Source organism: Bacillus sp. FJAT-26390, from assembly GCF_001682865.1.
Lineage (GTDB): Bacteria > Bacillota > Bacilli > Paenibacillales > Paenibacillaceae > Pristimantibacillus.
Map to the genome: position 1 here is coordinate 634933 of NZ_MAQX01000001.1, position 23636 is coordinate 658568.

General features: G+C 47.0%; 27 protein-coding genes. All 27 read left to right on the top strand.

Annotated elements, in window-relative coordinates; genetic code table 11:
- Positions 1-8: 8 nt before the first annotated feature.
- Positions 9-455, top strand: a complete 447-nt coding sequence (gene fliJ / locus A7975_RS02970; RefSeq protein WP_065384082.1) for a flagellar export protein FliJ — start codon at positions 9-11, stop codon at positions 453-455.
- Between the two features lie 37 nt (positions 456-492).
- Positions 493-1398 carry a MotE family protein gene (locus A7975_RS02975; RefSeq protein ID WP_053375720.1) on the top strand — a complete coding sequence of 302 codons (906 nt, stop codon included), beginning with the start codon at positions 493-495 and terminating at the stop codon, positions 1396-1398.
- Between the two features lie 51 nt (positions 1399-1449).
- Complete coding sequence (locus A7975_RS02980) at positions 1450-2820, top strand: flagellar hook-length control protein FliK (RefSeq protein WP_065384083.1); 1371 nt, start codon at positions 1450-1452, stop codon at positions 2818-2820.
- Positions 2821-2861: 41 nt separating this feature from the next.
- Positions 2862-3371: a flagellar hook capping FlgD N-terminal domain-containing protein gene (locus A7975_RS02985; RefSeq protein ID WP_053375722.1), complete on the top strand. Its 510-nt coding sequence runs from the start codon at positions 2862-2864 to the stop codon at positions 3369-3371.
- Complete coding sequence (locus A7975_RS02990; protein WP_053375723.1) at positions 3371-3748, top strand: TIGR02530 family flagellar biosynthesis protein; 378 nt, start codon at positions 3371-3373, stop codon at positions 3746-3748. The genes A7975_RS02985 and A7975_RS02990 overlap by 1 nt, the downstream gene beginning before the upstream one ends.
- 117 nt (positions 3749-3865) lie before the next feature.
- Entirely contained in the window at positions 3866-4684 is an 819-nt protein-coding gene (gene flgG / locus A7975_RS02995) for a flagellar basal body rod protein FlgG (RefSeq protein ID WP_053375724.1), read from the top strand.
- A 55-nt stretch (positions 4685-4739) separates the two neighbouring features.
- Positions 4740-4967 (top strand): flagellar FlbD family protein, encoded by a 228-nt coding sequence (locus tag A7975_RS03000; protein ID WP_053375725.1) that lies wholly within the window; start codon positions 4740-4742, stop codon positions 4965-4967.
- Complete coding sequence (locus A7975_RS03005; RefSeq protein ID WP_053375726.1) at positions 4964-5428, top strand: flagellar basal body-associated FliL family protein; 465 nt, start codon at positions 4964-4966, stop codon at positions 5426-5428. The genes A7975_RS03000 and A7975_RS03005 overlap by 4 nt, the downstream gene beginning before the upstream one ends.
- Before the next feature lie 37 nt (positions 5429-5465).
- On the top strand, positions 5466-6467 hold the full coding sequence (fliM, locus tag A7975_RS03010; protein WP_053375727.1) for a flagellar motor switch protein FliM: 1002 nt from the start codon (positions 5466-5468) through the stop codon (positions 6465-6467).
- Complete coding sequence (fliY, locus tag A7975_RS03015; RefSeq protein WP_065384084.1) at positions 6457-7722, top strand: flagellar motor switch phosphatase FliY; 1266 nt, start codon at positions 6457-6459, stop codon at positions 7720-7722. The genes fliM and fliY overlap by 11 nt, the downstream gene beginning before the upstream one ends.
- A 20-nt stretch (positions 7723-7742) precedes the next feature.
- Positions 7743-8105: a response regulator gene (locus tag A7975_RS03020; RefSeq protein ID WP_028611027.1), complete on the top strand. Its 363-nt coding sequence runs from the start codon at positions 7743-7745 to the stop codon at positions 8103-8105.
- Between the two features lie 57 nt (positions 8106-8162).
- Complete coding sequence (locus A7975_RS03025; RefSeq protein ID WP_053375729.1) at positions 8163-8762, top strand: flagellar biosynthetic protein FliO; 600 nt, start codon at positions 8163-8165, stop codon at positions 8760-8762.
- On the top strand, positions 8752-9507 hold the full coding sequence (gene fliP / locus A7975_RS03030; RefSeq protein WP_053375730.1) for a flagellar type III secretion system pore protein FliP: 756 nt from the start codon (positions 8752-8754) through the stop codon (positions 9505-9507). The genes A7975_RS03025 and fliP overlap by 11 nt, the downstream gene beginning before the upstream one ends.
- 21 nt (positions 9508-9528) lie before the next feature.
- A complete protein-coding gene (fliQ, locus tag A7975_RS03035) occupies positions 9529-9798 on the top strand; it encodes a flagellar biosynthesis protein FliQ (RefSeq protein ID WP_053375731.1) in 270 nt (89 codons plus the stop codon).
- A gap of 11 nt (positions 9799-9809) precedes the next feature.
- The gene (gene fliR / locus A7975_RS03040) at positions 9810-10607 is read left to right on the top strand and encodes a flagellar biosynthetic protein FliR (protein ID WP_053375732.1); all 798 of its coding nucleotides are present in this window, start codon (positions 9810-9812) and stop codon (positions 10605-10607) included.
- 13 nt (positions 10608-10620) lie between these two features.
- Positions 10621-11718, top strand: coding sequence for a flagellar biosynthesis protein FlhB (flhB, locus tag A7975_RS03045; RefSeq protein ID WP_065384085.1), 1098 nt, complete (start codon positions 10621-10623; stop codon positions 11716-11718).
- A gap of 22 nt (positions 11719-11740) precedes the next feature.
- Entirely contained in the window at positions 11741-13771 is a 2031-nt protein-coding gene (gene flhA / locus A7975_RS03050) for a flagellar biosynthesis protein FlhA (protein ID WP_053375734.1), read from the top strand.
- Positions 13768-14982 (top strand): flagellar biosynthesis GTPase FlhF, encoded by a 1215-nt coding sequence (gene flhF, locus A7975_RS03055; protein WP_065384086.1) that lies wholly within the window; start codon positions 13768-13770, stop codon positions 14980-14982. Before flhA ends, flhF begins: the two co-directional genes overlap by 4 nt.
- On the top strand, positions 14979-15848 hold the full coding sequence (locus tag A7975_RS03060; protein ID WP_065384087.1) for a MinD/ParA family protein: 870 nt from the start codon (positions 14979-14981) through the stop codon (positions 15846-15848). Before flhF ends, A7975_RS03060 begins: the two co-directional genes overlap by 4 nt.
- A gap of 26 nt (positions 15849-15874) precedes the next feature.
- On the top strand, positions 15875-17233 hold the full coding sequence (locus A7975_RS03065; protein WP_065384088.1) for a protein-glutamate methylesterase/protein-glutamine glutaminase: 1359 nt from the start codon (positions 15875-15877) through the stop codon (positions 17231-17233).
- Between the two features lie 44 nt (positions 17234-17277).
- On the top strand, positions 17278-19359 hold the full coding sequence (locus tag A7975_RS03070) for a chemotaxis protein CheA (protein ID WP_065384089.1): 2082 nt from the start codon (positions 17278-17280) through the stop codon (positions 19357-19359).
- Positions 19360-19372: 13 nt separating this feature from the next.
- Positions 19373-19834 carry a chemotaxis protein CheW gene (locus A7975_RS03075; protein ID WP_053375739.1) on the top strand — a complete coding sequence of 154 codons (462 nt, stop codon included), beginning with the start codon at positions 19373-19375 and terminating at the stop codon, positions 19832-19834.
- Positions 19835-19837: 3 nt separating this feature from the next.
- Positions 19838-20458, top strand: a complete 621-nt coding sequence (locus A7975_RS03080; RefSeq protein WP_065384090.1) for a chemotaxis protein CheC — start codon at positions 19838-19840, stop codon at positions 20456-20458.
- Positions 20455-20949: a chemotaxis protein CheD gene (locus A7975_RS03085; RefSeq protein ID WP_053375741.1), complete on the top strand. Its 495-nt coding sequence runs from the start codon at positions 20455-20457 to the stop codon at positions 20947-20949. The genes A7975_RS03080 and A7975_RS03085 overlap by 4 nt, the downstream gene beginning before the upstream one ends.
- 1 nt (position 20950) lies before the next feature.
- Positions 20951-21388: a hypothetical protein gene (locus A7975_RS03090; protein ID WP_053375742.1), complete on the top strand. Its 438-nt coding sequence runs from the start codon at positions 20951-20953 to the stop codon at positions 21386-21388.
- 4 nt (positions 21389-21392) lie between these two features.
- On the top strand, positions 21393-22178 hold the full coding sequence (locus A7975_RS03095; protein ID WP_053375743.1) for a FliA/WhiG family RNA polymerase sigma factor: 786 nt from the start codon (positions 21393-21395) through the stop codon (positions 22176-22178).
- A 15-nt stretch (positions 22179-22193) separates the two neighbouring features.
- The gene (locus A7975_RS03100; RefSeq protein WP_065384091.1) at positions 22194-23600 is read left to right on the top strand and encodes a flagellar assembly protein A; all 1407 of its coding nucleotides are present in this window, start codon (positions 22194-22196) and stop codon (positions 23598-23600) included.
- The last annotated feature ends 36 nt before the right edge of the window (positions 23601-23636 follow it).

Sequence of the window (23636 nt, forward strand, 5' to 3'; positions counted from 1 at the left end):
ATCGATAAATGGCATCGTTTCGGTATTCATTTCAAAAGGTCATTGATTTGAAGTCGAGTGAAAAGACACAAGCAGAGTGGATGCTATCAACGGCGATCGGAGCTCTTGCGGCTGAGGAACTGTCGCTTGAGGAGCTGCGCGCGAAGCAGCATGAATGGGAAGGCAAGCTTCATGAAGCTTCAAGCATTGCTGTCTCCTTGTCGGAATTGCAGGTTATCCAGCAGTACTTGGATTATTTAGTAGCTTGCATCACCAGCAAATTGAAAGATGTGTTGCATGCACAGAAAGCGGTTGAGCAAAGCAGGCTTAAACTTTCAGATAAAATGAAGGATGAAAAAGTTTGGCTGAAAGCAAAGGACCATGCGCGTGACCGGTTTCAATATGCGATGCAAATCAAGGAGCAGAACGAATTAGATGAGCTGGCAAGCGTCCGTTTCATGATACCAACCCCATAAATTGATGCGTTATACCGGCTAGAGGGAGTGAGTGGAATTGGCGGGTACGGAAAATGAAAAGCAAGGCTACAGCACACTTGAACGAATTATGTTCTTGATGACGCCGATTTTATTCGCCATCGTGTTGCTTGGCGTATTGTACACCTTGTTCAATATTGACTTTCGCAATAAAGTGCTGGAGGCCGGAAACTCGGTTCCATTCTTAAAAGACGTGCTTCCTGAACCAAAGGTTGCAGGCGGAGCCGTTAATGACGATGTTTTGAAAACAGCGAACATGTCATCTAAGATTGCGGACCTGCAAGCACAGCTTACTGCGATTGAAAGCGAGCTGGCGGCAGCCAATCAAACGAAGTCGGCGCTGGAGCAAGAGGTTAAGGATTTGGAGAACGATAACTCCCAGCTCAAAAGCTCCAATGACGAGCAATTGCTTGAGGATGAGCAGTACCAAGCGAAAATTCAAGAATTAGCGGGCATGTTCTCCAAAATTACGCCTAGTAAAGCAGCACCTATTCTGCAAAGCATGACTTTAGATGAAATGGTGCTCGTATTTGCGAATATGCGTCCTGACGACAGAGTGCGCATTATGGAGAAGATGAATCCTCAGACTGCTGCTGACGCAGCTATGAAGCTCAAAGACAACGTGAAGGTTAAGGATCTGCAAATCGCGGCGCTGCAAGCGAAGCTGGATGCGCAGAAAACACCGCAAAAAACACAGGCTTCCTCTGTGCTTGATGAAACGCAGTTAAGCGCAACTTTCACAGCGATGGCTCCTAAAAGCGCTGCTGAGCTGCTTGTCAAGATGGTGGATGTCAGTCCAAGCAAAGTGCTTCGCATCTTGAATGCGGTTGGCGACGCGCCGAGATCAACGATTTTGTCAGAAATGTCAGCAATCAATGAAACGGTAGCCGCCCAGCTCGTAGCTAAGCTAATGTCTGGAAGTTAAGAGTTGTACCCGTAACTTTTTTAGCCCCCTATTAGAGAGGAGGTGAGAAAAATGGAAATGATGGTATCACAAACCGCTGCTCCCCAGCAGCAAGCGCAACCGACTGCGGGTGGACAAGCAAGCAAAAGTGCAGGCGGGGCGGAATTCCAAAAAACGTTAGTTCAACAAATTAACGGGGAAGCGGCTAGCAGTTCTGGCAAAACGCAGGCCGTTCAGCTTGTAGCGAATGTAGCAAAGGACGCTGCGATTGAAGGAGAGGCTGCTGCCGCTGCGCCTGCTTTATCTGATCTAATGTCGATCATTGATGGCTTGCTTGAGCAGCTTGAAGTGCCGAAAACGGAAGACGGCGAAGTGAAGGTTGAAGACGAGCAGCAGCTGAAGCAGCTAGAGGCCGTCCTTGATCAAATGAATGCGCTGCTTGCGCTTCTAGGCATTCCAGTGCCAGTCATTCAGCAGCCAAAGAACCAACTGTCTGCGGAAAATGAAAGCCTGCCTATTAATGAAGCGGCTGTAAATGTCGCAAACGTAAAGACAAGCTTGCAGGATACGCTTCTTCAATTGCAAAACATGCTGCAGGAAGGTACGACAAAGCTCATTCAACAGCAAGAGCCAACTAAGCTGGTAGCGGAGCAGCTACAAGCGCTAACAGCGATTTTGGAAGGCGAGCCGGTGGATACGAATAAGTCTCAAACGAAATCGTCAGCCTTCACACAACAACTGTTTGCCGCGCAAAATGCACCGCAAGCTGATGTCAGCACTTTGTTGCAGCGTCTATCGCAGCAAACGGTTCATCCAGCCCTATTGTCTACGGCCATTCAGAACATGGAGCAAGCGGTCGACACAGAAGCGGGAGCTCTGCCAATCGAAACGAATTCTCAGGTGCATCTCGGCACAAGCCAATCGGAAACACTTCGCGGACTTACGCCGCTTGTCGCTAATGCGGCAGCTGCCACATCATTTGTTGTTGCCGACGATTTTGCCAAGTCGATGACAGGAATGATCGTGCAGAAGTTTGATTTAACGACTATGAACGGTGTATCAGAAGCAAAGATCATGCTTTTCCCTGAGCATCTAGGTCAAGTGGACGTTAAAATCACGATGCAAAATGGCTTGTTGACAGCAATTTTCCAAACGGATACAGCGATGGCCAAGGACATGCTCGATAACCAAATGGCGCAGCTTCGATCCGCGCTACAAGCGCAAGGCTTAATGGTTGATAAGCTTGAAGTATCACAAGGACAGTCGACTGCACAGCTTTCTCAGCAGCATCAAGGGCAAGGAAGCAGAGAACAGCAATCGTCCAACCGCCATACCTTTAATGGCGATGAAGGCTCGGGCGAAGCCCATTTTGAGACCGAAATGATTGAACAAGCCGCTATTCAAGGACTTGGCTTCGGCAGAGGGATTAATGTAAAGGCTTAGCAGGGCGGTTTTATCGTTAGAGTGAACGGAGGTGATCGGATATGTCTAACAGCATTCCTTCTCGCGTGGTTTGGCCGAATTACAGCCAAGAAAACGTGCGAGCTGCAGCAAATAAAGAAAAAGACACACTCGGCAAAGATCAATTTCTAAGTATTCTAGTCACGCAGCTGCGAAACCAAGATCCTATGCAGCCGCTGCAGGACAAAGATTTTATCGCTCAAATGGCACAGTTCACCTCAGTAGAGCAGCTAATGAATATGGCGACCGAGCTAACCTTAATGCGTCAGAGCATAGGCTCCGCTTCGACTTTGATTGGTAAAACGATCGAATGGAACGAGTATAACGAAGCTGGGGAAGTCACTAAAGCAAGCGGTGTTGTGGATTCGATTATATCGAAGGATGGCATCCTGCACGCAAGAGTTGGCGGCGCAGAGGTTGCGCTGGAATATGTCACTTCGGTTTCGGAGACAAACGGAGACACGAAGCCGCCGGACGAATCGGATGATAAACCTTCTGATAAAGCGAATGCTGAGGAGGGGGCTGAGGTCTAGTGAATGATGGCGTGAAAATCGGTCATATTTTTCCGGTTAAGTCCACACCTCTGCAGCCAAGCAAATCAGCAGTCAGCCGTTCATCGCAGCCAACTCCATTTCAAGAGATGCTTGATGCAAAGGTGCTTAAGTTCAGTCACCACGCAGAGGTTCGCATGCAGCAGAGAGGCATCAAGCTGCAGCCGGAATCTTTGACGAAAATTATGAATGCCGTTGAAGAGGCCGCATCCAAAGGCGCTCAAGACTCATTAATCGTTTTTCGCGATATTGCGATGATTGTCAACGTGCCAAGCCGCACGGTTGTGACGGCGATGGATGGCGGGCAAATGAGAAGCAATGTGTTTACTCAGATAGACAGCGCTATTATTTTATCGTAAGGCTGGACCTATCAGGAAGCCTCAAGCTGCGGACCGATTGAAGCAGTTTAATGATAGTGCGTACATCCTTTTTAAGCCAAGTGAGACTAATCCATATTCCAGGAGGAATAACGAACAATGCTAAGATCGATGTATTCGGGCGTATCCGGTATGCGCGGCTTTCAAACAAAGCTTGACGTAATTGGTAACAATATTGCGAACGTCAATACGGTTGGATTTAAAGCTGGCCGCGTGATGTTTAAAGATATTCTAAGCCAGACGGTTTCGGGCGTAACCGCGCCTGAGGACGGCGTGCGCGGCGGCGTAAACGCAAAACAAATCGGTTTGGGAGTATCCATCGGTTCCATCGATACGGTACATACCGCAGGGAGCGCAATGACGACGAACCAACCGGCAGATCTTCGGCTCGACGGTGACGGCTTCTTCGTAGTAAGAGCGAACGATGATTCCGAAATGCTGCTTACACGCGCGGGCAACTTTACGTTGGATTCCAATAGGCAGCTTGTTACGGGCGATGGATACTTTGTACTAAGCGTTGACCAAGAGCCAATCGTGCTTGACGAAGCGGTCACTGCTTATTCCATCGGGCAAGATGGAACGATTATGGGCGTTACCGCTGACGGAACAGAAGCAGTTGCACAGATTGGCGTAGCCAAGGTCATTAACCCTAGCGGCCTTGAGAAGCTAGGCGGCAATATGTACCGTGTCACAGCAAATGCTAACCCTGACGCTTCGATCGAAGACTTTATGTCCTTCGCAGGTGATCCGGAGCTAGGTACTGGTGCCATCATTGCAGGCCAGCTTGAAATGTCTAACGTTGATCTAACAGCTGAGTTTACGGAAATGATCGTGGCGCAGCGCGGCTTCCAAGCCAACTCGCGTATTATTACGACTTCAGATGAAATATTGCAAGAGGTCGTTAACTTAAAACGATAGGTAAGTCATAATGAGCGGGAGGCTTAGTGCCTCCCCCTGTGTGAGGGGGTAACTGATGATTACCGTAACGCGTTTGAATGGAACAAAAGTCACGATTAATGCATTACTCATTGAAGTGATTGAAGAATCTGCGGATACTGTCATAACGCTTACGACAGGAAAAAAGCTGGTAGTAAAAGAAAAGACAGCTGATCTGTTGCTGCTTAATCAACAGTATCTTCGAACAATCGGCCTCGTTGCGGCGGCCCAGAAGAGTGAGCAAACGGAGGGTCCCTCAACATGAAAAAAATGCTACCTTGGCTAATAACCATTTTATTATCCATAACGTTAATCGCAATCGTTGCTATTATTTTATTTAAGTCCTTTTTTACTGATCCCAAGGAAACGGCGACAGAGACCAAAACGATTGAAGTGAAAGTGCTGTCGGCTGATGAACGGGTGGAAGTTACATCCGAATTAAAGGATTTCAGAAGAAACCTTAAAGACCCTGAATATGTTGTGGTGCTCAGCTTTGCTTTCCAGCTTGACAGCAAGAAAACAAAGGAACAGTTCGACAAGCTGCTAGAGATTGAAGTCCGTCCTATCATTAACCGCACGTTAGCTGATATGACTGCACAGGAGTTTCAAGGGTCTCAAGGCGAAGATGCGCTTGAATCCAAGCTGCTTAACCTAATCAATCCGATTATCCCAAAAGGTAAATTGGTTAAGGTAGAAATTACGAACTTTCTTATTACAGAGCTTTAACTGACTACGCAGACATTCCTCGAAGGAGGTGAGATATTTGGTTGATGTTTTATCGCAGAATGAAATTGATGCGCTACTCGCTGCCCTCGATTCCGGTGAAATGGATGCAGAGGATTTAAAAAAGGAAGAAACGACACGAAAAGTCAGCCTGTATGATTTTAAACGCGCCGTTCGTTTCTCCAAGGATCATATTCGAAGCTTAACTCGGATCCATGAAAACTTTGCGCGATATCTGACAACCTATTTCTCAGCGCAACTTCGCACTTTTGTTCAAATTAATGTCGTGCAGGTCGAGCAATTGCCTTATGACGAATTCATTCGTTCGATTCCTAAGATGACGATCTTGAACATATTTGAAGCGGAGCCGCTGGAAGGGCGAATGGTGCTTGAGGTACATCCGAACGTAGCCTACGCTATGCTTGATCGTATGTTGGGCGGCCAAGGCATTGCGCCTTCTAAAATTAATAATTTAACGGAAATCGAAACGATCATTATGGAGCGTATCTTTAGCCGGACATTCGAAAGCTTGCAGGAAGCATGGAGAACGATCATTGATATCTCTCCTAGGCTGGAAGCTTTGGAGACGAATCCGCAATTTATGCAAATTGTTTCACCCAATGAGACGATAGCCCTCATCTCATTCAGCACTAAAATTGGGGATACGACAGGCATGATTAATCTTTGTATTCCGCATGTCGTCATCGAACCGATCATGTCCAGACTTTCCGTTCATCATTGGTTCGTATCGCAGAAGAAAGCGCGCGCGCCTGAAGAGGTTGAAATTTTGGAACAGCGCGTTAACAAAGCAAAGCTGCCGATCGTAGCAGAGCTTGGCGAATCCTCGCTTACTATTAAAGAGTTTCTAGGACTCAACATTGGCGATGTTATCTCATTGAATAAGTCCGTCGATGATGGTCTGAAAATTAAAGTTGGAGACAAGCTTAAATTCATTGGCAGTCCAGGTTCCGTTAAGGATCGACTGGCTGTACAAGTAGATGAGATCGTCAGCGAAGGAGTGGAAGAAGATTATGACGAGTAAGGACTATTTGTCGCAAGAGGAAATTGATGCATTGCTTCGTCAATCCTCCAATGAGCCGGATCCGGTGCAGTCCTCTGATACCGGTACCCAGCTTTCAGACTTCTTATCCGAAATGGAGCAGTCTGCACTCGGCGAAATTGGAAATATCACCTTTGGCAGCGCCGCTACCGCATTGTCAACGCTGCTTGGCAAAAAAGTAGACATTACGACGCCGCAAGTTACCATTGTTAGAAAAGATGAGCTTCCGGACATTTTCCCTAAGCCTCATGTAGCGGTTAGCGTGCAATACGTCGATGGTTTCCAAGGCATTAACTCTCTCGTCATTAAGACGAAGGACGCCCAAATCATCGCTGATCTCATGCTTGGCGGCGATGGGAACAACATTACGGTAGAAGAGCTGAATGAAATCCACATTAGCGCGGTGCAAGAAGCGATGAATCAAATGATGGGTTCCTCCGCGACTTCCATGTCGACGATCTTTAATCGTTTTGTCAATATTTCGCCACCGGGAATCGATATTTTAGACGTAAACAACGGTGACGGCATGGAGCATTTGCCGCCGGTAGACATGTTTATCAAAATCTCTTTCCGACTGACGATTGGCGATTTAATTGACTCGACGATCATGCAGCTTCTCCCAATTCCTTTTGCGAAGCAGATGGTTGATATTTTGATGGGGGTAGTGGAAGAGGAACCAGCTCAGCCTGTAGCAGCGACGCCTCCAGCGGCTCCTGCAGCGCCGGCAGCGCAGCAAGCTATGGCAATGCAAGAAACGGCTGCGACGGCTCAGATGGACGCTGTGGCGCCGCAAATGCATATGGCACCGCCTATGCAGCAAATGCCGCCTATGCAGTATCAAACGCCAGCCGCTGGATACGACATGCCGATGCAGCCGCCTGGACCGCATACATATGGTCAATCAGCAAATCGAAACGTAAACGTACAGCCTGTGCAATTTGCTAATTTTGGTAATGCACCGTTTATTCAACCTGATGAAACAAACCTCAATTTACTTCTCGACATACCGCTTAAGGTCACGGTAGAATTAGGGAGGACCCAAAAGCAGATAAAGGATATTTTGGAGCTGTCGCAAGGCTCAATTATCGAGCTGGACAAGCTTGCTGGCGAACCAGTCGACATTCTGGTGAACAACAAGCTAATAGCCAAAGGCGAGGTTGTTGTTATCGATGAAAACTTTGGTGTACGCGTAACCGATATCGTGAGCCAATGGGACCGCATTCAAAAATTACAATAGCATCCTAGGAGGATAAAAAGATGGCAAACCGCATTCTAATCGTAGACGACGCAGCTTTCATGCGCATGATGATCCGAGACATTTTATCAAAGAACGGCTACGAAGTCGTCGGTGAAGCACAAGATGGCGCTCAGGCGGTTGAGAAGTACAAGGAACTAAAACCGGATTTGACAACGATGGATATTACGATGCCGGAGATGGATGGCATCTCTGCACTGAAAGAAATCAAAAAGCTAGACGGCAATGCAAAAGTTATTATGTGTTCAGCAATGGGTCAGCAAGCAATGGTTATTGATGCGATTCAAGCAGGCGCAAAGGACTTCATCGTTAAACCGTTCCAAGCTGATCGCGTTATTGAAGCGATTAAGAAAACGCTCGGATAACGGTTAGACATTATGTTTAACATACCTTCGCGCATTTCAATGGTGTCTGCTCTTGGGATGGCGATATGGCCTGGTTTTGCGGCTGCTGCTGCAACAGACGGCAGCAGCGCAAATCAAGATGGGCAGATGGTGTTTACCGGATCTAAGGATCTAGCTGGCAGCTTGGTTTGGGTCATCATCTCGCTTGCCATCGTTATCACGCTGATTATTTTCGTCATTAAATGGCTGTCTCAGCGCAACCGTACGTGGGGAACGAATCGATCGCTTCGTTCGCTCGGCGGCATTGCGCTTGGACAAAACAACTCGCTTCAAATCGTTGAAATCGCTGGCCGGATATACATCGTTGGCGTAGGAGAGAACATAACGCTGCTAGATAAGCTGGATGATCCTGAGCAAGTCAGAGCGGTTATAACCGCGCTTGAACGCCAGCAGGAGTCCGCTTGGTCAAAGGATCTTATCTCCCAATTGGTTGGCAAGCTGCGCAGCCGCAACGAGAAGACAGGTCCAGAGCCTTCCAACGAGCAATGGAATAAGGAGTCATCCTTTTCAGATCTGCTGCAAACCAAGTTAAGTGAGCAAGCAGGAAGAAAGCAACAGCTGGAATCTCTGCTGCATAACTCTAAAACAAATGAACGGTTGATGGATGATGAAAAATAAATGGTGGATATCAATCGTTGCTGTACAGCTGCTTGCACTACTCATACATAACCAAGCATTTGCGGAGCCGCTTCCTGACCTATCCATCAACATTGGCGACGGGAATGGCGATACGCCCAGTACTAGCGCATTATCCATACTTCTATTAATTACAGTATTAAGCATCGCTCCTGCGATTATGGTTCTTATGACCAGCTTTACTCGTATCGTTATCGTTCTAGGCTTTGTAAGAACATCACTCGGAACGCAGCAAATGCCTCCCAACCAAGTGCTCATTGGACTTGCGATGTTCTTAACCTTTTTCATCATGGCTCCGACATTCTCGCAAGTAAATGATGTTGCGCTTCAGCCTTATTTAAAAGGTCAAATCTCGCAAACCGAAGCTTTTAAAGAAGCTTCCGTCCCGATGAAGAAGTTCATGTTCTCTCATACGAGGGAAAAGGACCTGATGCTCTTCATGAATTACACAAAAACGGAGAAGCCTGCGTCCTTCGAGGATATCCCGATTACGGTATTAATACCTGCTTACGCAATAAGCGAGCTTAAAACCGCTTTTCAAATGGGCTTTATGATCTTTATTCCGTTTCTGGTCATCGACATGATCGTGGCAAGCACCTTGATGGCGATGGGGATGATGATGCTTCCTCCCGTCATGATATCGTTACCGTTTAAGCTGCTTCTGTTTGTATTGGTAGACGGATGGTACTTAATCGTAAAATCTTTATTGTTAAGCTTCAACACGTGATACTAGCAGGGAGGGACGTCGATGAGTACTGATTTCATTATCGGATTGGCTGGTGAAGCCGTATTCGTAGTTTTGAAAGCCAGTGCGCCAATGCTCGTTCTTGCTTTGGTTGTAGGGTTAATTGTCAGCATATTTCAAGCAACAACTCAGATTCAGGAGCAGACGCTTGCTTTTGTTCCGAAAATTGTAGCGGTCTTCGTGTCCATCATCATATTTGGCCCATGGATTCTAAATACGGTTATCGACTTCACTTACAATCTGCTGAACAATCTTCATAATTACATCGGTTAGGTTGTGAGTGGATGAACGCGATCGTACAAGGCTTTCCTATTTTTTTGCTAATCTTTTGTCGAATTACAGCGTTTTTCGTCGTAGCGCCTGTCTTTTCTTCGCGAGGCGTGCCGAATGTATTTAAAATCGGGCTTGGCTTTTTCATTTCGTTTATCGTTTTTTTAACTTATGGAATGAATCAGACGATCGTCCCGGACGCGGAGTATGTGCTCGTCGTATTGCGGGAGATTTTGGTCGGAGTTCTGATGGGTTATGTGGTCTATTTGTTTTTTACAGTCGTGCAAACCGCTGGCGCCTTTATGGATTTGCAGGTTGGGTTTGCAATGGCAAACATAGTAGACCCTCATACGGGTACGTCAGCTCCATTGCTCGGCAATTTTAAGTACATGCTTATTATCGTCATTTTCCTATTGATGAACGGCCATCACTTCTTATTGACTGGTCTCATGGATAGCTACAAATGGATGCCACTGTCAAATGATTTATTTAGCAGATTGATGAGCGGAGGCGTGACCGACTTTTTGACGAGGTTGGTTGGCAATACGTTCTTGCTGGCAATTCAAGTTGCTGCACCGTTGATCGTTGCGATGTTTTTGACGGATGTCGGCTTAGGCTTCTTGACCAAAACAGCTCCTCAATTCAACGTGTTTGTTATCGGTATCCCGCTTAAGCTGATCATTGGCATGTTTTTGCTTATCTTGCTAATGCCAAGTCTTGCCGGCATATTCGAAAGATTGTTTTCCATCATGTTTGATGCTTTGGAGCAGTTATTCGGAATCGTGCAAGGACCGCCGCCTGAGGGACAATAGGAGGATGCTGCCCATGCGTAATTACCGTTTAAAGCTTGATCTTCAGCTTTTCAGTCAGGAGAAGACTGAAGAAGCAACTCCGAAGAAAAGAGATGAAGCTAGAAAGAAAGGTCAAATTGCTAGATCCTCTGACCTTCCTGGCTCATTAATCTTGATGTTTACCTTTATGGGCTTTATCATGCTCGGCGGTTTTTATAAAGAGCATATTATGATGCTGTTTGGAAATCTGTTTGAGGACTGGTTGTTGATGGAAGTGACGACTGGAAACGTGATGTCGCTTTTCACCGATATAACCATTCAATTGCTGCTCATTTTAATGCCGATATTTGCGATAACGATCATTATCGGAATTTTAGGAAACATCATTCAGTTTGGTTTTTTGCTGACCGGCGAGCCTCTTCAAATGAAATTAAACAAGTTAAACCCAATTAACGGCTTTAAACAAATTTTTTCCGCAAAAACGATCGTTGAATTTCTGAAAAGCGTACTGAAGCTGCTTATTATAGGTGTTCTCGTATATATGGCCATTTCCAAAGAGTGGGACCGCATATTGGTATTAGCAAGCTTGCCTATTCAGCAGATCTTTAGCTTTACAGCCGGATTGACGGTTAGGTTAGGCATTGAAATTGGTGCGGTGCTTACCGTACTCGCATTCGCAGATTTTTTCTATCAACGTTATGAGCATAACAAGAGTCTCAGAATGTCCAAGCAAGATATTAAAGACGAATATAAGAAATCGGAGGGTGATCCGATCATCAAGGGCAAAATTCGTGAGCGTCAACGCAGAATGGCGCTGCAGCGAATGATGCAAGAGGTTCCTAAAGCGGATGTCATCATCACCAACCCTACACACTTTGCTATCGCATTAAAATATGATGCAACGAAGATGGAGGCGCCTAAGATTATTGCCAAAGGCATGGATCATGTCGCGCTTCGAATCAGGGAGATAGCCAAAGAGAACGGTGTTGTAACTATGGAAAATAAACCACTGGCCAGAGCGCTTTATGAACGTGCTGAGATAGGGGATGTTATTCCTCCAGACCTGTTCCAAGCTGTGGCTGAGGTGCTCGCATACGTATATAAGATGAAGGGCCGAGTAAAATCATCATAACACTACGGGAGGAGACGGCATCATGAAAGCAAAGGACTTTGTAGTACTATTTGGCGTAATTGGTATTGTGCTCATGATGATTATCCCGATCCCAGTCCTATTACTAGATATCCTAATTATTTTAAACATATCGATCGCATTGATGATTTTGCTAATCGCCATGAATACGAGGGAAGCGTTGGACTTCTCGATCTTTCCGGCCATTCTATTGATCACGACCCTATTTCGCCTAGCGCTAAACGTATCTACAACCAGAAACATTTTGTCGCATGCGGAAGCAGGGGAAGTTGTTGCCACATTCGGAAGCTGGGTTGGCGGAGGACAAATCGCAATCGGGTTTATCGTCTTCCTCATCCTCGTAGTCGTTCAGTTTATCGTAATTACGAAAGGTTCCGAGCGGGTAGCGGAAGTTGCAGCAAGATTTACGCTAGACGCGATGCCTGGTAAACAAATGAGTATCGACGCGGATCTGAACGCAGGGTTGATTAATGAGCAGCAAGCGAAAGACCGCCGGTCCAAAATCGAACGAGAAGCAGATTTCTACGGAGCGATGGATGGTGCCAGCAAATTCGTAAAAGGTGATGCGATTGCATCAATCATCATTCTAGTAATCAACTTGGTCGGCGGCTTCATCATCGGGATGGCTATCCATGATTTGAGCTTTGGCGAGTCGCTTTCAACTTTCTCTATCCTAACGATCGGTGACGGTCTAGTCAGTCAAATTCCTGCTTTGCTTATTTCAACGGCTGCTGGTTTGATCGTAACGAGAGCGGCATCCGACGGCAACTTGGCCGAGGATGTTACCTCGCAGCTGTTCAAATATCCAAAGCTATTATTTATCGCAGCTGGAACGATCGGTTTGCTAGGCTTGACGCCGATCGGACCGATTCGGACTTGGCCTTTCGCCATTATGCTCGCATTTGGCGGCTGGTATATGCAGAAGGCGATTAACAAGCAGCAGGAGCAAGAGGAAATGCTTGTTGAAGAGCAGCAGATTGAAGAGGTTCGCAGTCCTGAGAGTGTTATCAGCCTCCTGCAGGTTGATCCGATTGAATTCGAGTTTGGCTACGGGTTGATCCCGCTGGCGGATACACAGCAGGGCGGAGATTTGCTTGACCGCATTATTATGATTCGCAGGCAGTGCGCTCTGGAGCTGGGGCTTGTTGTGCCTGTCATTCGGATTAGGGATAACATCCAGCTGAAGCCTAATGAATATGTGATCAAAATTAAAGGCAATACCGTCGCTCGCGGCGATTTGCTGCTCAATCATTATTTGGCCATGAGCCCGGGTTTTGAAGACGATTCGGTTGTTGGGATTGAAACGACGGAGCCTGCCTTCGGCTTGCCGGCAATATGGATCGATGAGCAGATGAAGGAGCGCGCCGAGCTGTCAGGCTACACGGTCGTTGATCCGCCTTCTGTCGTTGCTACCCATTTAACGGAGATTGTAAAGCGCCATGCGCATGAGCTTATTGGACGCCAAGAAACGAAGCAGCTTGTGGAAAATGTCAAAGAATCCTACCCAGCTCTCGTTGATGAATTGATTCCTTCTATCCTTACGATCGGCGATGTACAGAAGGTACTAGCTAAGTTATTGCGTGAGAAGGTATCCATTCGTGATCTTGTAACGATCTTTGAAGCTTTGGCAGACCATGGAAACTATACGAAGGATCCCGATATTTTGACAGAGTATGTACGCCAATCCTTATCCAGACAAATTACACAGCAGTTTTCTTCCGGCGGCGATACGTTAAAGGTCATTACGGTTGGTCCGCAGCTTGAGAAAAAAATTGCAGAGTCCGTGCAGCAATCGGATCAAGGCAGCTATATCGCGCTCGATCCGGTGTCCACGCAGCAAATTTACCAGAAGCTAAATGAGCATGTTAATCGTCAAATCCAGTCCGGCCAACAGCCTGTCGTTCTTGCTTCGCCCACCATTCGGATGTATTTGAGACAAATTGTGGAGAGAACGATGCAAGATTTGCCCGTTCTTTCTTACAGTGAGCTTGAGCCGAACATCGAAGTTCAAAGCGTAGGGGTGGTGAACCTATGAGAGTAAAACGTTATGTCGTAAATGCGCTGCCTGAGGCTGTTTCGATGATTCGCAGCGAGCTTGGGAAAGACGCCGTTATTTTGAATACGAAGGAAATCAAGGTTGGCGGGTTTATGGGGATGTTCCGCAAGAAGAAGATGGAGGTTATTGCCGCTATCGAATCTAATCAAGCGAACGTCCCGACGCCTCAGCAGCGAACAGCTAACCCCCAAGTGGATGCGGCTGTTGAGCAGATTTTGCAGACGGCGCAGCGTACCGCTACTGCTGTAATGGAGCCGCCTGTACCGGCACCTGCGCCGGTGCCGGTGAAAGAATCAAATGATCGAAAAGAACGAGAACAGTTCATTATTGACGAGATACGCGATTTAAGGGAATACATGGTCAAGCTCTCAAAGCAGCAGCATAATCTTGCGGCTATGTCCGAGCCGTTGATTCAGCTCAAGGAGCATTTGCTTGAACAGGAAATGGACCCGGCTTGGGTCGAGCGGCTTCTGCAAGGCATTGAAGAGAAACAGCATGAAGTTGAAGGCGAATTCAGCAAAGATCAGGTTTGGGAGCTTGCTGCAGCACAAATTGACGAGTGGCTGCGGCCTTATAGCGGCAGTGGAATTAGCAGCCATGTGCGAGTCGTTCATTTTGTCGGACCAACCGGCGTAGGAAAGACGACTACGATCGCGAAGCTGGCAGCGGAGCAAACGTTAAAAAAAGGCCGGAAGGTCGGCTTTATCACTTCGGACACGTACCGTATTGCGGCGGTGGACCAGCTTAGAACATATGCTACCATTTTGAACGTGCCGCTTGAGGTTGTTTTCTCGCAAATGGATCTAACTCGTGCCTTCAAGCAGCTTGAAGAGCAGGAATTGATTTATATGGATACAGCTGGCCGGAATTTCCGCAGCGAGCTTCACGTATCCGAAGTAAACAGCTTGCTCCAAACCACCGAGCCTAGCGAAACGGTGCTTGTGCTCAGCTTGACAGGCAAGACGCGTGATATGGCGGCGGTTGCGGACCATTTTAGCAAATATGGCGTTCGAAAAGTGTTGTTTACAAAATTAGATGAAACCTCGGTTTATGGAGCGATCTTCAATCTCATTATGAATTTTGAATTTCTGCCTACATACATGGCAAGCGGACAGACCGTACCCGATGATATCGAGTTGTTTCAAATCGATGTTTACATTAACAAGCTGCTCGGGAGCAATGGCCCATGATGGATCAAGCAGAAGCATTACGTAATTTAGTGAAGCAGCAAGAGCTTCAAGAAGAAGGCCGAACGACCCGCGTTGTAACGGTTACGAGCGGGAAGGGCGGCGTCGGCAAATCGAATTTCAGCCTTAACTTTGCTTTATCGCTTCAGCGGTTGGGCAAAAAAGTGCTCGTATTCGATGCTGATATCGGAATGGCGAATATTGATGTGCTTATGGGCATCTCGTCGACCTACAATTTATATCATTTGCTTAAGCAGGAAAAAACGATATGGGAAATCGTTCAGGAAGGTCCTGAAGGGCTTAACTTTATCGCAGGGGGCTCCGGCTTTCGCGACCTGATGGATTTATCGCAGGAGCAGCTTGACCGCTTTGAAATGGAGATCAGTAAGCTGCATGGGAAGTATGACGTTATTTTGTTTGATACGGGGGCAGGGCTTTCGAAGGAAACGGTCAAGTTTATTACGGCGGCTCAAGAAACGATCGTTGTCACAACGCCGGAGCCGACTTCGATTACGGATGCGTACGCATTGATTAAGATGGTTAAATCAATGGAAGTGGACGTTCATTTCAAATTAATCGTCAATCGCGCCGCCGATCCTCGCGAAGGAAAACAAACGGCAGAAAAAATTGCCATGGTAGCACAGCGATTTCTGCAATCCGAGCTGCCGCATCTCGGCATATTGCCAGATGACCCGAATGTGTCAAAGGCGGTAAAGCGCCAAATCCCGTTTACGGTGGCGTATCCGGGAAGCGAAGCGTCCGTAGCCATCGATCGGATTGCAAGGCAATTTCTAGAGATCCCACAGAGTTCTACAGCTAACGGCGGAGTCAAAGGATTTTTGCATAAAATGTTCAGACTCTCAAGATAATCCTTTGGAAGTGAGGAGGAAATGGAATGGCTCCTTATCGCATACTTGTTGTTGACGATTCCGGATTTATGCGGAAGATTATCAGTGACCTAATCATTCGGGACCCGCAATTTACGATCGTAGCTACTGCCAGAAATGGTCAAGAAGCGATTGAAGCGGTCCGCGAATGGAAGCCGGACGCCGTCACCTTGGATTTGGAAATGCCTCTAATGAACGGAATAGAAGCATTGCAAATCATTATGAAGGACAATCCGACACCGGTCATCATGCTCTCTGGAATAAGCGAAGATAACACGAGAGAGACGATTAAAGCATTGCAATTTGGCGCGTTCGACTTTATTCGAAAGCCTTCAAGCGCCATCTCGAATGACATTCATCAGGTCGGCGAGTTTCTGCTTGAAAAATTGCGCATAGCCGTTCTGACGAAGCGCTATCAGCCCATAATTACGATCAGCGAGAAACAGGAACCGGCCGTAAATGATTCTGAACAAGCAAAGCCAGTCATAGAGGCAGCAAGAAATAAGCCTTCACAACAAGAGGAGCCGATAGCAACGCCGCTGCCTACCCCTTTCAAGGATCGGAGCAACACGGTTATTCCGAAAACGGAGGAGAAGCAGCCGCTGAAGCAAGCGGCACCCCCTTTACATACAAAACAAAAAAACAAGCTTGAGGAAGCTGCGCCAAGCAAAGCTAAATCAACGATTGTTACGCGCAAAACCGTACTTAGAGAACCGCAGCTTGAGGCTAAGCCGGTTCATGTAGAGCCACCCTCTACAAGAAAAGAAAAGGCTGGCAGTCCGATTGCAGCGTTCAAACATATCGTAGCCATCGGCACTTCAACCGGAGGACCGAGAGCGCTTCATGAGGTTATTACTTCTTTGCCGGCTGACTTTCCGGCACCTGTGCTTATCGTGCAGCATATGCCTCCTAAATTTACGAAGTCGCTTGCTCAGCGGCTGGATAGCTTTAGTGAATTGCATGTCGTGGAAGCTGAACAGGGAGAGAGAGTAACGGCAGGGGTTGTCTATATTGCGCCTGGCGGCTTCCATATGGAGCTTGCAAAGGATGCAGCCGGTTATTCGATTTTGCTGACAGAGCAGCCGCAGCGCAATGGCCATCGTCCATCTGTCGATGTTTTATTTGAATCATTGGCAACGTTTCGCGAATTAAAGCGGCACGCTGTCATCATGACCGGAATGGGCAGCGATGGTGCAAAAGGGATGAAGCTGCTGCAAGGCTGCGGCATCGAAACAACGATCGCAGAAGCAGAAGAAACCTGCGTCGTTTACGGCATGCCAAGATCTGCGATTGAGGCTGGCTGCGTAGGTCATGTATTGCCTCTTCAACTCATTGCCTCGCAACTTGTAAAGGCAGTGCTGAAATAAATAGATAGCAAACGCTTAAACATACTAACAGGAGGTGCTAGGAAATGGATATGAATGCCTATTTATCGATGTTTATCGATGAATCTAATGATCACCTGCAGTCCCTGAATGAAAATTTGCTGCGGCTGGAAAGCGAGCCTGAGGAGCTTAGTATCGTTCAAAATATATTCCGCTCAGCTCATACGCTGAAAGGGATGTCAGCTACGATGGGCTTTGAGGATTTGGCGGCGCTGACTCATGAAATGGAGAACGTGCTGGACCTGGTTCGCAACAGCAAGCTAAAGATGGACAGCTTTATTTTTGACACCTTGTTCAAAGGGCTGGACGCTCTGGAAGCGATGGTTCAGGATATTGTTGGCGGAGGGACAGGCAAGGCAGATGTCACTTCAATCGTAGTGTCCTTGCAAATTATTTTGAAAAGCGATTATAGCGCAAGCAGTGCGGCTGCCGCTCCAACAGTGGCAGCAAATGCAGCAGGCGCTTCATCCTCAAGCGCATCAGGGGCGATGCTGCTTGATGAATTCCAATCCTCTATCTTGCTACAATCGATAGAGTCAGGGCACAGCGTCTATCACATCCAAATCGCGATTCGCGATAATTGCTTGCTGAAAGCCGTTCGTGCCTATATGGTATTTGATTTGCTAGAGCGCAACGGTGAAGTCATTAAATCCGATCCTCCTGCACAGGATATCGAGCAGGAAAAATTCGATTTCAGCTTCACTGTATTTACGATTTCACAATTGGGACAGGAAGATCTCCAAACACAGTTGCTAAACATATCCGAAATTGAGACTGCAATCGTGACGTTGCTTGATGCTGAGTCGCTAGCTGTACTTAGTCAATCTAACGCCGCAGCAGCCGTAGAGGTTGTTGAAGCAGCTCCAGTTACTCCAGCAGCGCCGGTTGTAAAAGAAGAGGCAGCTGTTAAAACACAGGCACCGGCAGCGCAACCCGCAGCAGGAGCACCCGCAAATGTAGCAAGAACGATTCGTGTAGACATCGAGAGATTGGATACGCTGATGAACTTGTTCAGCGAGCTCCTCATCGACCGCGTTCGACTTGAGCAGCTTTCCAGCGAAATTAAGCGCAACGATCTGACGGAGACGGTCGAGCATATGACGCGTGTCAGCTCGGACTTGCAAAGCATCGTGCTGAAGCTGAGGATGGTTCCTGTCGACTCGGTATTCAACCGTTTCCCTCGCATGATCAGAGATTTAGCGAAATCGCTGGACAAAAAAATCGATCTAGTCATTACAGGAGCGGACACTGAGCTTGACCGAACAGTAATTGACGAAATTGGCGATCCGCTCGTTCACTTGCTTCGCAACTCCGTTGACCACGGCATTGAAACCGTAGAGGAGCGTATCGCAGCCGGCAAGCCGGAGACGGGTACGATTAACTTGCGTGCCTTCCATAGCGGAAACCATGTTTTTATCGAAGTGGAAGAGGATGGCCGCGGCATTCACCACGAGCGTGTTCTGAAGACTGCGATTAAAAATGGCGTTGTAACGGAAGAGCAAGCGAAGCTGCTGTCGCCGGACGAAATTAATATGCTTATTTTTGCAGCTGGCTTTAGTACTGCTGACAAAATTTCGGATATCTCTGGAAGAGGCGTCGGACTTGACGTCGTTCGTTCCAAAATTACATCATTAGGCGGAAACGTAACGATTGATTCTGCATTTGGCAGAGGCACTAAATTTTCCGTTCAACTGCCGCTCACCCTTTCTATTATTTCGGCGATGCTTATTAAGCTGGGCTCTGAGAAATACGCTATTCCATTATCCTCTATCGTAGAAACCGGCATCATTCGCAAGGAAAATATATTGCATGTCCACGGCAACAAAATGATTGAGTTCAGAAATTCGATCATTCCGCTAGTATCGCTTAGCAAAGTGCTCGATTCTCCTGACTTTGATGAAAATCAAGAGGAAGAAACCGAAATTGTTGTCGTTCGCAAAGGCGAGAAATGGGCTGCTGTAATGGTCGATGAGTTTATCGGCCAAAGTGAAATCGTCCTAAAATCGTTAGGCAAATATTTAACCAATATCGAAGCCATTTCAGGTGCAACGATACTTGGCGATGGTTACGTAGCATTAATTATTGATCCGAATGCACTAATTAAATAAGGGGGTTTTTACGATGGGAGAAGAATTAAAGGTTATCGTGTTCGCATTAGGCAACGAAGAGTACGGAATTGAAGTAGATAAGGTTCGCACGATCGAAAGATTATCTCCAATTACACGCGTCCCAAAAACAGCAACGTTTATTAAAGGGGTTATTAATCTGCGCGGCGTGGTCGTTCCCGTAATTGACCTGCGCGGCCGTTTTAACCTATCAGAGACGACTGCAACCGAAAATTCAAGAATTATCGTTGTAGCAGTAGCAGATCTCGAGGTTGGCTTTATCGTAGATTCCGCGAATGACGTTATTGATATCGATACCGACACGATTGATTTGCCGCCTGAAATTGTTGGAGGCATTAAAGCTAAATACTTAAGAGGCATTGCAAAGCTTGGTGAAGGTCGACTTCTCATCATGCTGAATTTGTCCGAGGTATTGAACAAGAGCGAAATCATTCAGTTAGAGCAGCTAGAGGTATAACGAGTGAGTTTATTCAATCGTTTAGAAGCGTTTGAGCTGGATGTATTAAAAGAAGTCGGCAATATCGGTGCAGGAAACGCTGCGACTGCGCTATCGCGCTTGTTGGACAAACCCGTAGATATGGCTGTTCCAAAAGTAAGCCTACTGCCCTTTGAAGAAATCGCGGAGCGAGTTGGCGGTTCTGAACAAATCGTCCTTGCCGTATTCCTTCGGGTGGAAGGCGAAGCGCCTGGCAATATGTTTTTCATTATAGAAGAAGCATCGGCTAAGCGGATTTTACGCCAGCTGCTGGCGATGAATATTGAAGAGCAGGAGGGCTATTCTGAGATGGAGCTGTCTGCGCTTTGCGAGATCGGGAACATTTTGGCAGGCTCATATCTATCCTCGCTTGCAGACTTTACCCATTTAACGATGGCCCCATCCGTTCCTGCCATAGCAGTTGATATGGCAGGAGCCGTACTAAGCTACGGTCTCATGCAATACGGAGAGATGGGAGACTCGGCCCTACTTATCGAAACGACGTTTTTGGAAGATTGTCAATCGCTAGAAGGACATTTTTTCCTTATACCTGACCCAGAGTCGTTTGAAAAAATATTTAGGGCTTTGGGAGTCGTTACCGAATGATACAACAAAACTTGGTCAAAGTAGGCATGGCTGATTTAAATATTGCAACAGATGGAGCGATACTCAAAACGACCGGCTTAGGATCATGTGTAGGTCTCACGTTGTATGACCCGATCCGAAAAATCGCCGGTATGGCACATGTGATGCTGCCGTCTTCAGAGATTGCCCGCGAGACCAAAATAAACTTGGCTAAATATGCCGATACCGCCATTCCCGAGCTGTTGGACCGAATGATAGCAGCCGGTGCTTACGTTGAGAGAATGAGAGCAAAGATGGCAGGCGGAGCACAAATGTTTGCTATGTCCGGACATACCGATTCATTAAGAATCGGTCCCCGCAACGTAGAATCCTGCACGGCGATGCTGCTAAGATTTAAAATTCCGATTATTTCGCAAGACACGGGTGGCAGCTTTGGACGCACGATAGAGTTTAATAGTGATAATGGAATGTTAAATATAAGAAGCGTGCAGTTTGGTACAAAGGAGATTTGATATGCTAGGAACATGGCGATGGAATGTCGTATTTGGAGTTTTCGGCACCGTGCTTACGGTAGCTTTCTCGATCGGAAACAATCCGATTTCTGTAATGCTGCTTAGAAGCATGTATGCTTTCATCGCTTTTTTTGTTCTTGCGTATGCAGTACGTGCAATATTGGCATACATTCTTCAGCCCCCTACTCTAGTAGGCGAGCAGATCGAGGACGATGAGAGCAAGGGCACACAGCTTGACATGCAAACCCCGGACGAGTCTGCGGACATTAACCAATTGTTAAAATCGCAGCTGATGGATGGCGCGGCGAACTCCTCTGCTGATGCACAATCTAATGAAGCAACTGGATTTCGACCGCTTACTCCACCTCAATTGTTATCTACTAAAAATACACAGCCTGAAGAATTGGTCAAAGCCATTCGTCACCTGACAGGAGAGTGAGTCGATGATTGAGCAGAAAACCCCTCATCTGACAAACTTGCAGATGTGGCAAGCATGGAGAGAACAGGGCGAGCTGGAAGCAAAGAAAAAGCTGATTGAGCAATATTTGCCGCTTGTTGATTATGTTACAAATCGTATGGCGATTGGTCTTCCGAAAAACGTCATTAAGGATGATTTGGCAAGCAACGGCGTTATGGGGCTTATCGATGCCATCGAAAAATTTGATTATTGCCGCGGCTTGCAATTCGAGACTTATGCTTCTTGGCGCATTCGCGGCGCTATTATTGATGGTTTGCGGCAAGGCGACTGGGTGCCTCGCTCCGTAAGGGAGAAAGCGAAGCGAGTGGAAGAAGCCTATCAGCATTTGGAGCAGCAGTATTTGCGCACCGTTACCGATGCTGAGATTAGCCGTTACCTGGACGTGTCGGAGAAAGAATTTACGAATATGCTTCAAGATATCGCAGTTACGACGATATGCTCGTTAGAGGATCCCATTCGAGAAGAGGAATCGGAGACCAGAATGTCATTGTTAGTAGATGACAAAGCAAAAAATCCAGATCACAAGGTACACGAGTTTTACTTAAAGGAATCGCTAGTTAAAGGAATTGAGCGCCTCACGGAAAAGGAACGCACCGTCGTTTCTCTGTTTTACTACGAGGAATTATCATTAAGTGAAATTGCTGAAGTAATGTCACTGTCACCTTCGAGAATTTCCCAGCTCCACTCGAAAGCTATTTTGCGATTGCGGGGAGCTTTGGCTAAGCATAAAGATCAACTCATGCAACATTAGGAAGGAGGGGAAAAGGTGGATAATCTACAATTAGACTCATACCTTAGCATCCAGATCTCAGCCGATAAACTATCTGCCTTCTTGACATTTAGCCGGATTACGGATGAGTTTGGATGCAGCGGCGATGATCTAGAACGTTTTGTTCGAAGCAAAGGGGTCGTCTTTGGCGTGCGGGCTGAAGTTCTGAAACAAATTGGTACGAATCCGCTTGCGTACTATAAGGATCAGACTTTGATTGCGCAAGGCGTTTCGCCCGTACCGGGCAAGGATGGTTTCATACGATTAGTATATGACATGGAGAAAAGAAACAGCGCTCCTGCCGAGCTGGAAGACGGAAAGGTCGACTTCAAAGAAGTCGTCCAGCTAAAAAATGTTAAACGGGGTCAACTGATTGCAGAACGATTTGATCCACAGCCTGGTCCATCCGGCCAAACGGTAACGGGGGAAGAGATTCCCTCTAAGCTTGGGAAGCATGTAAGATTTAAGGTCGGCAAAAATGTCGTGCTTAATGACGAGCAAACGGCTATGTACAGTGCGATTGACGGCCTTATTTCGCTGACGGAAAAAGAGAAAATTAATGTTTTCCCGGTGTATGAAGTGAACGGCGACGTTGACTACAGCGTTGGAAATATTGATTTTGTCGGCACTGTCGTTATCAGGGGCAACGTGCTCAGCGGCTTTCGCGTTAAGGCATCTGGCGATATCCGGGTAATCGGCGGCGTTGAAGGAGCAGAAATCGAATCAGATGGCTCTGTTGAAATTACAGGCGGCATCCTTGGCAGCAACAAAGGTTTCGTTAAGGCAGGGCATAATGTTCGCAGCTCCTTCATTCAAGAAGGCAATGTCATCGCCGGAGAAGAGGTGCTCGTATCCCAGAGCATCATGCACTCGCATGTAAAGGCTGGCAGAAATGTCATATGCTCCGGTGCCAAGGGATTGATCGTGGGCGGCATCGTGCAAGCGGGCGATTTGGTAAGCGCACGAACGGTCGGCAATTCCATGTCAACCGCAACAACGATTGAGGTAGGCGTTAAGCCGGAATATCGCACGGAGCTGCTTGAGCTTAGAGGACGGCTCAAACAGAATATGGAAAGCTTGGACAAGTCGGAGAAAGCATTGACCATTTTGGATCAGCTGGCGGCTACAGGCAACCTTTCGCCGGAGAAGATGGCGCTTCGCATTAAATTGACGGCAACGAAACGTCAAACGCTGCTCGAGAACGATCAAACGAAAAGCCGAATTCTTGCTATCGAGAAATCGCTTGAGGATACTGATCGTTCGAGAGTCGATGTCAGCAACATCGTGTTTGGCGGCACAAAAATTGTAATTGGCAGATACACCAAATTCGTCAAAGATTCTTCGCAGCGCGTTACCTTCCGATATTCGGAGGGGGATATCGTCTTAGTTCCTTACACAAAGTAACGGCTGCAAAAGAATTGCGCAAAGGGGGAAGCTGCA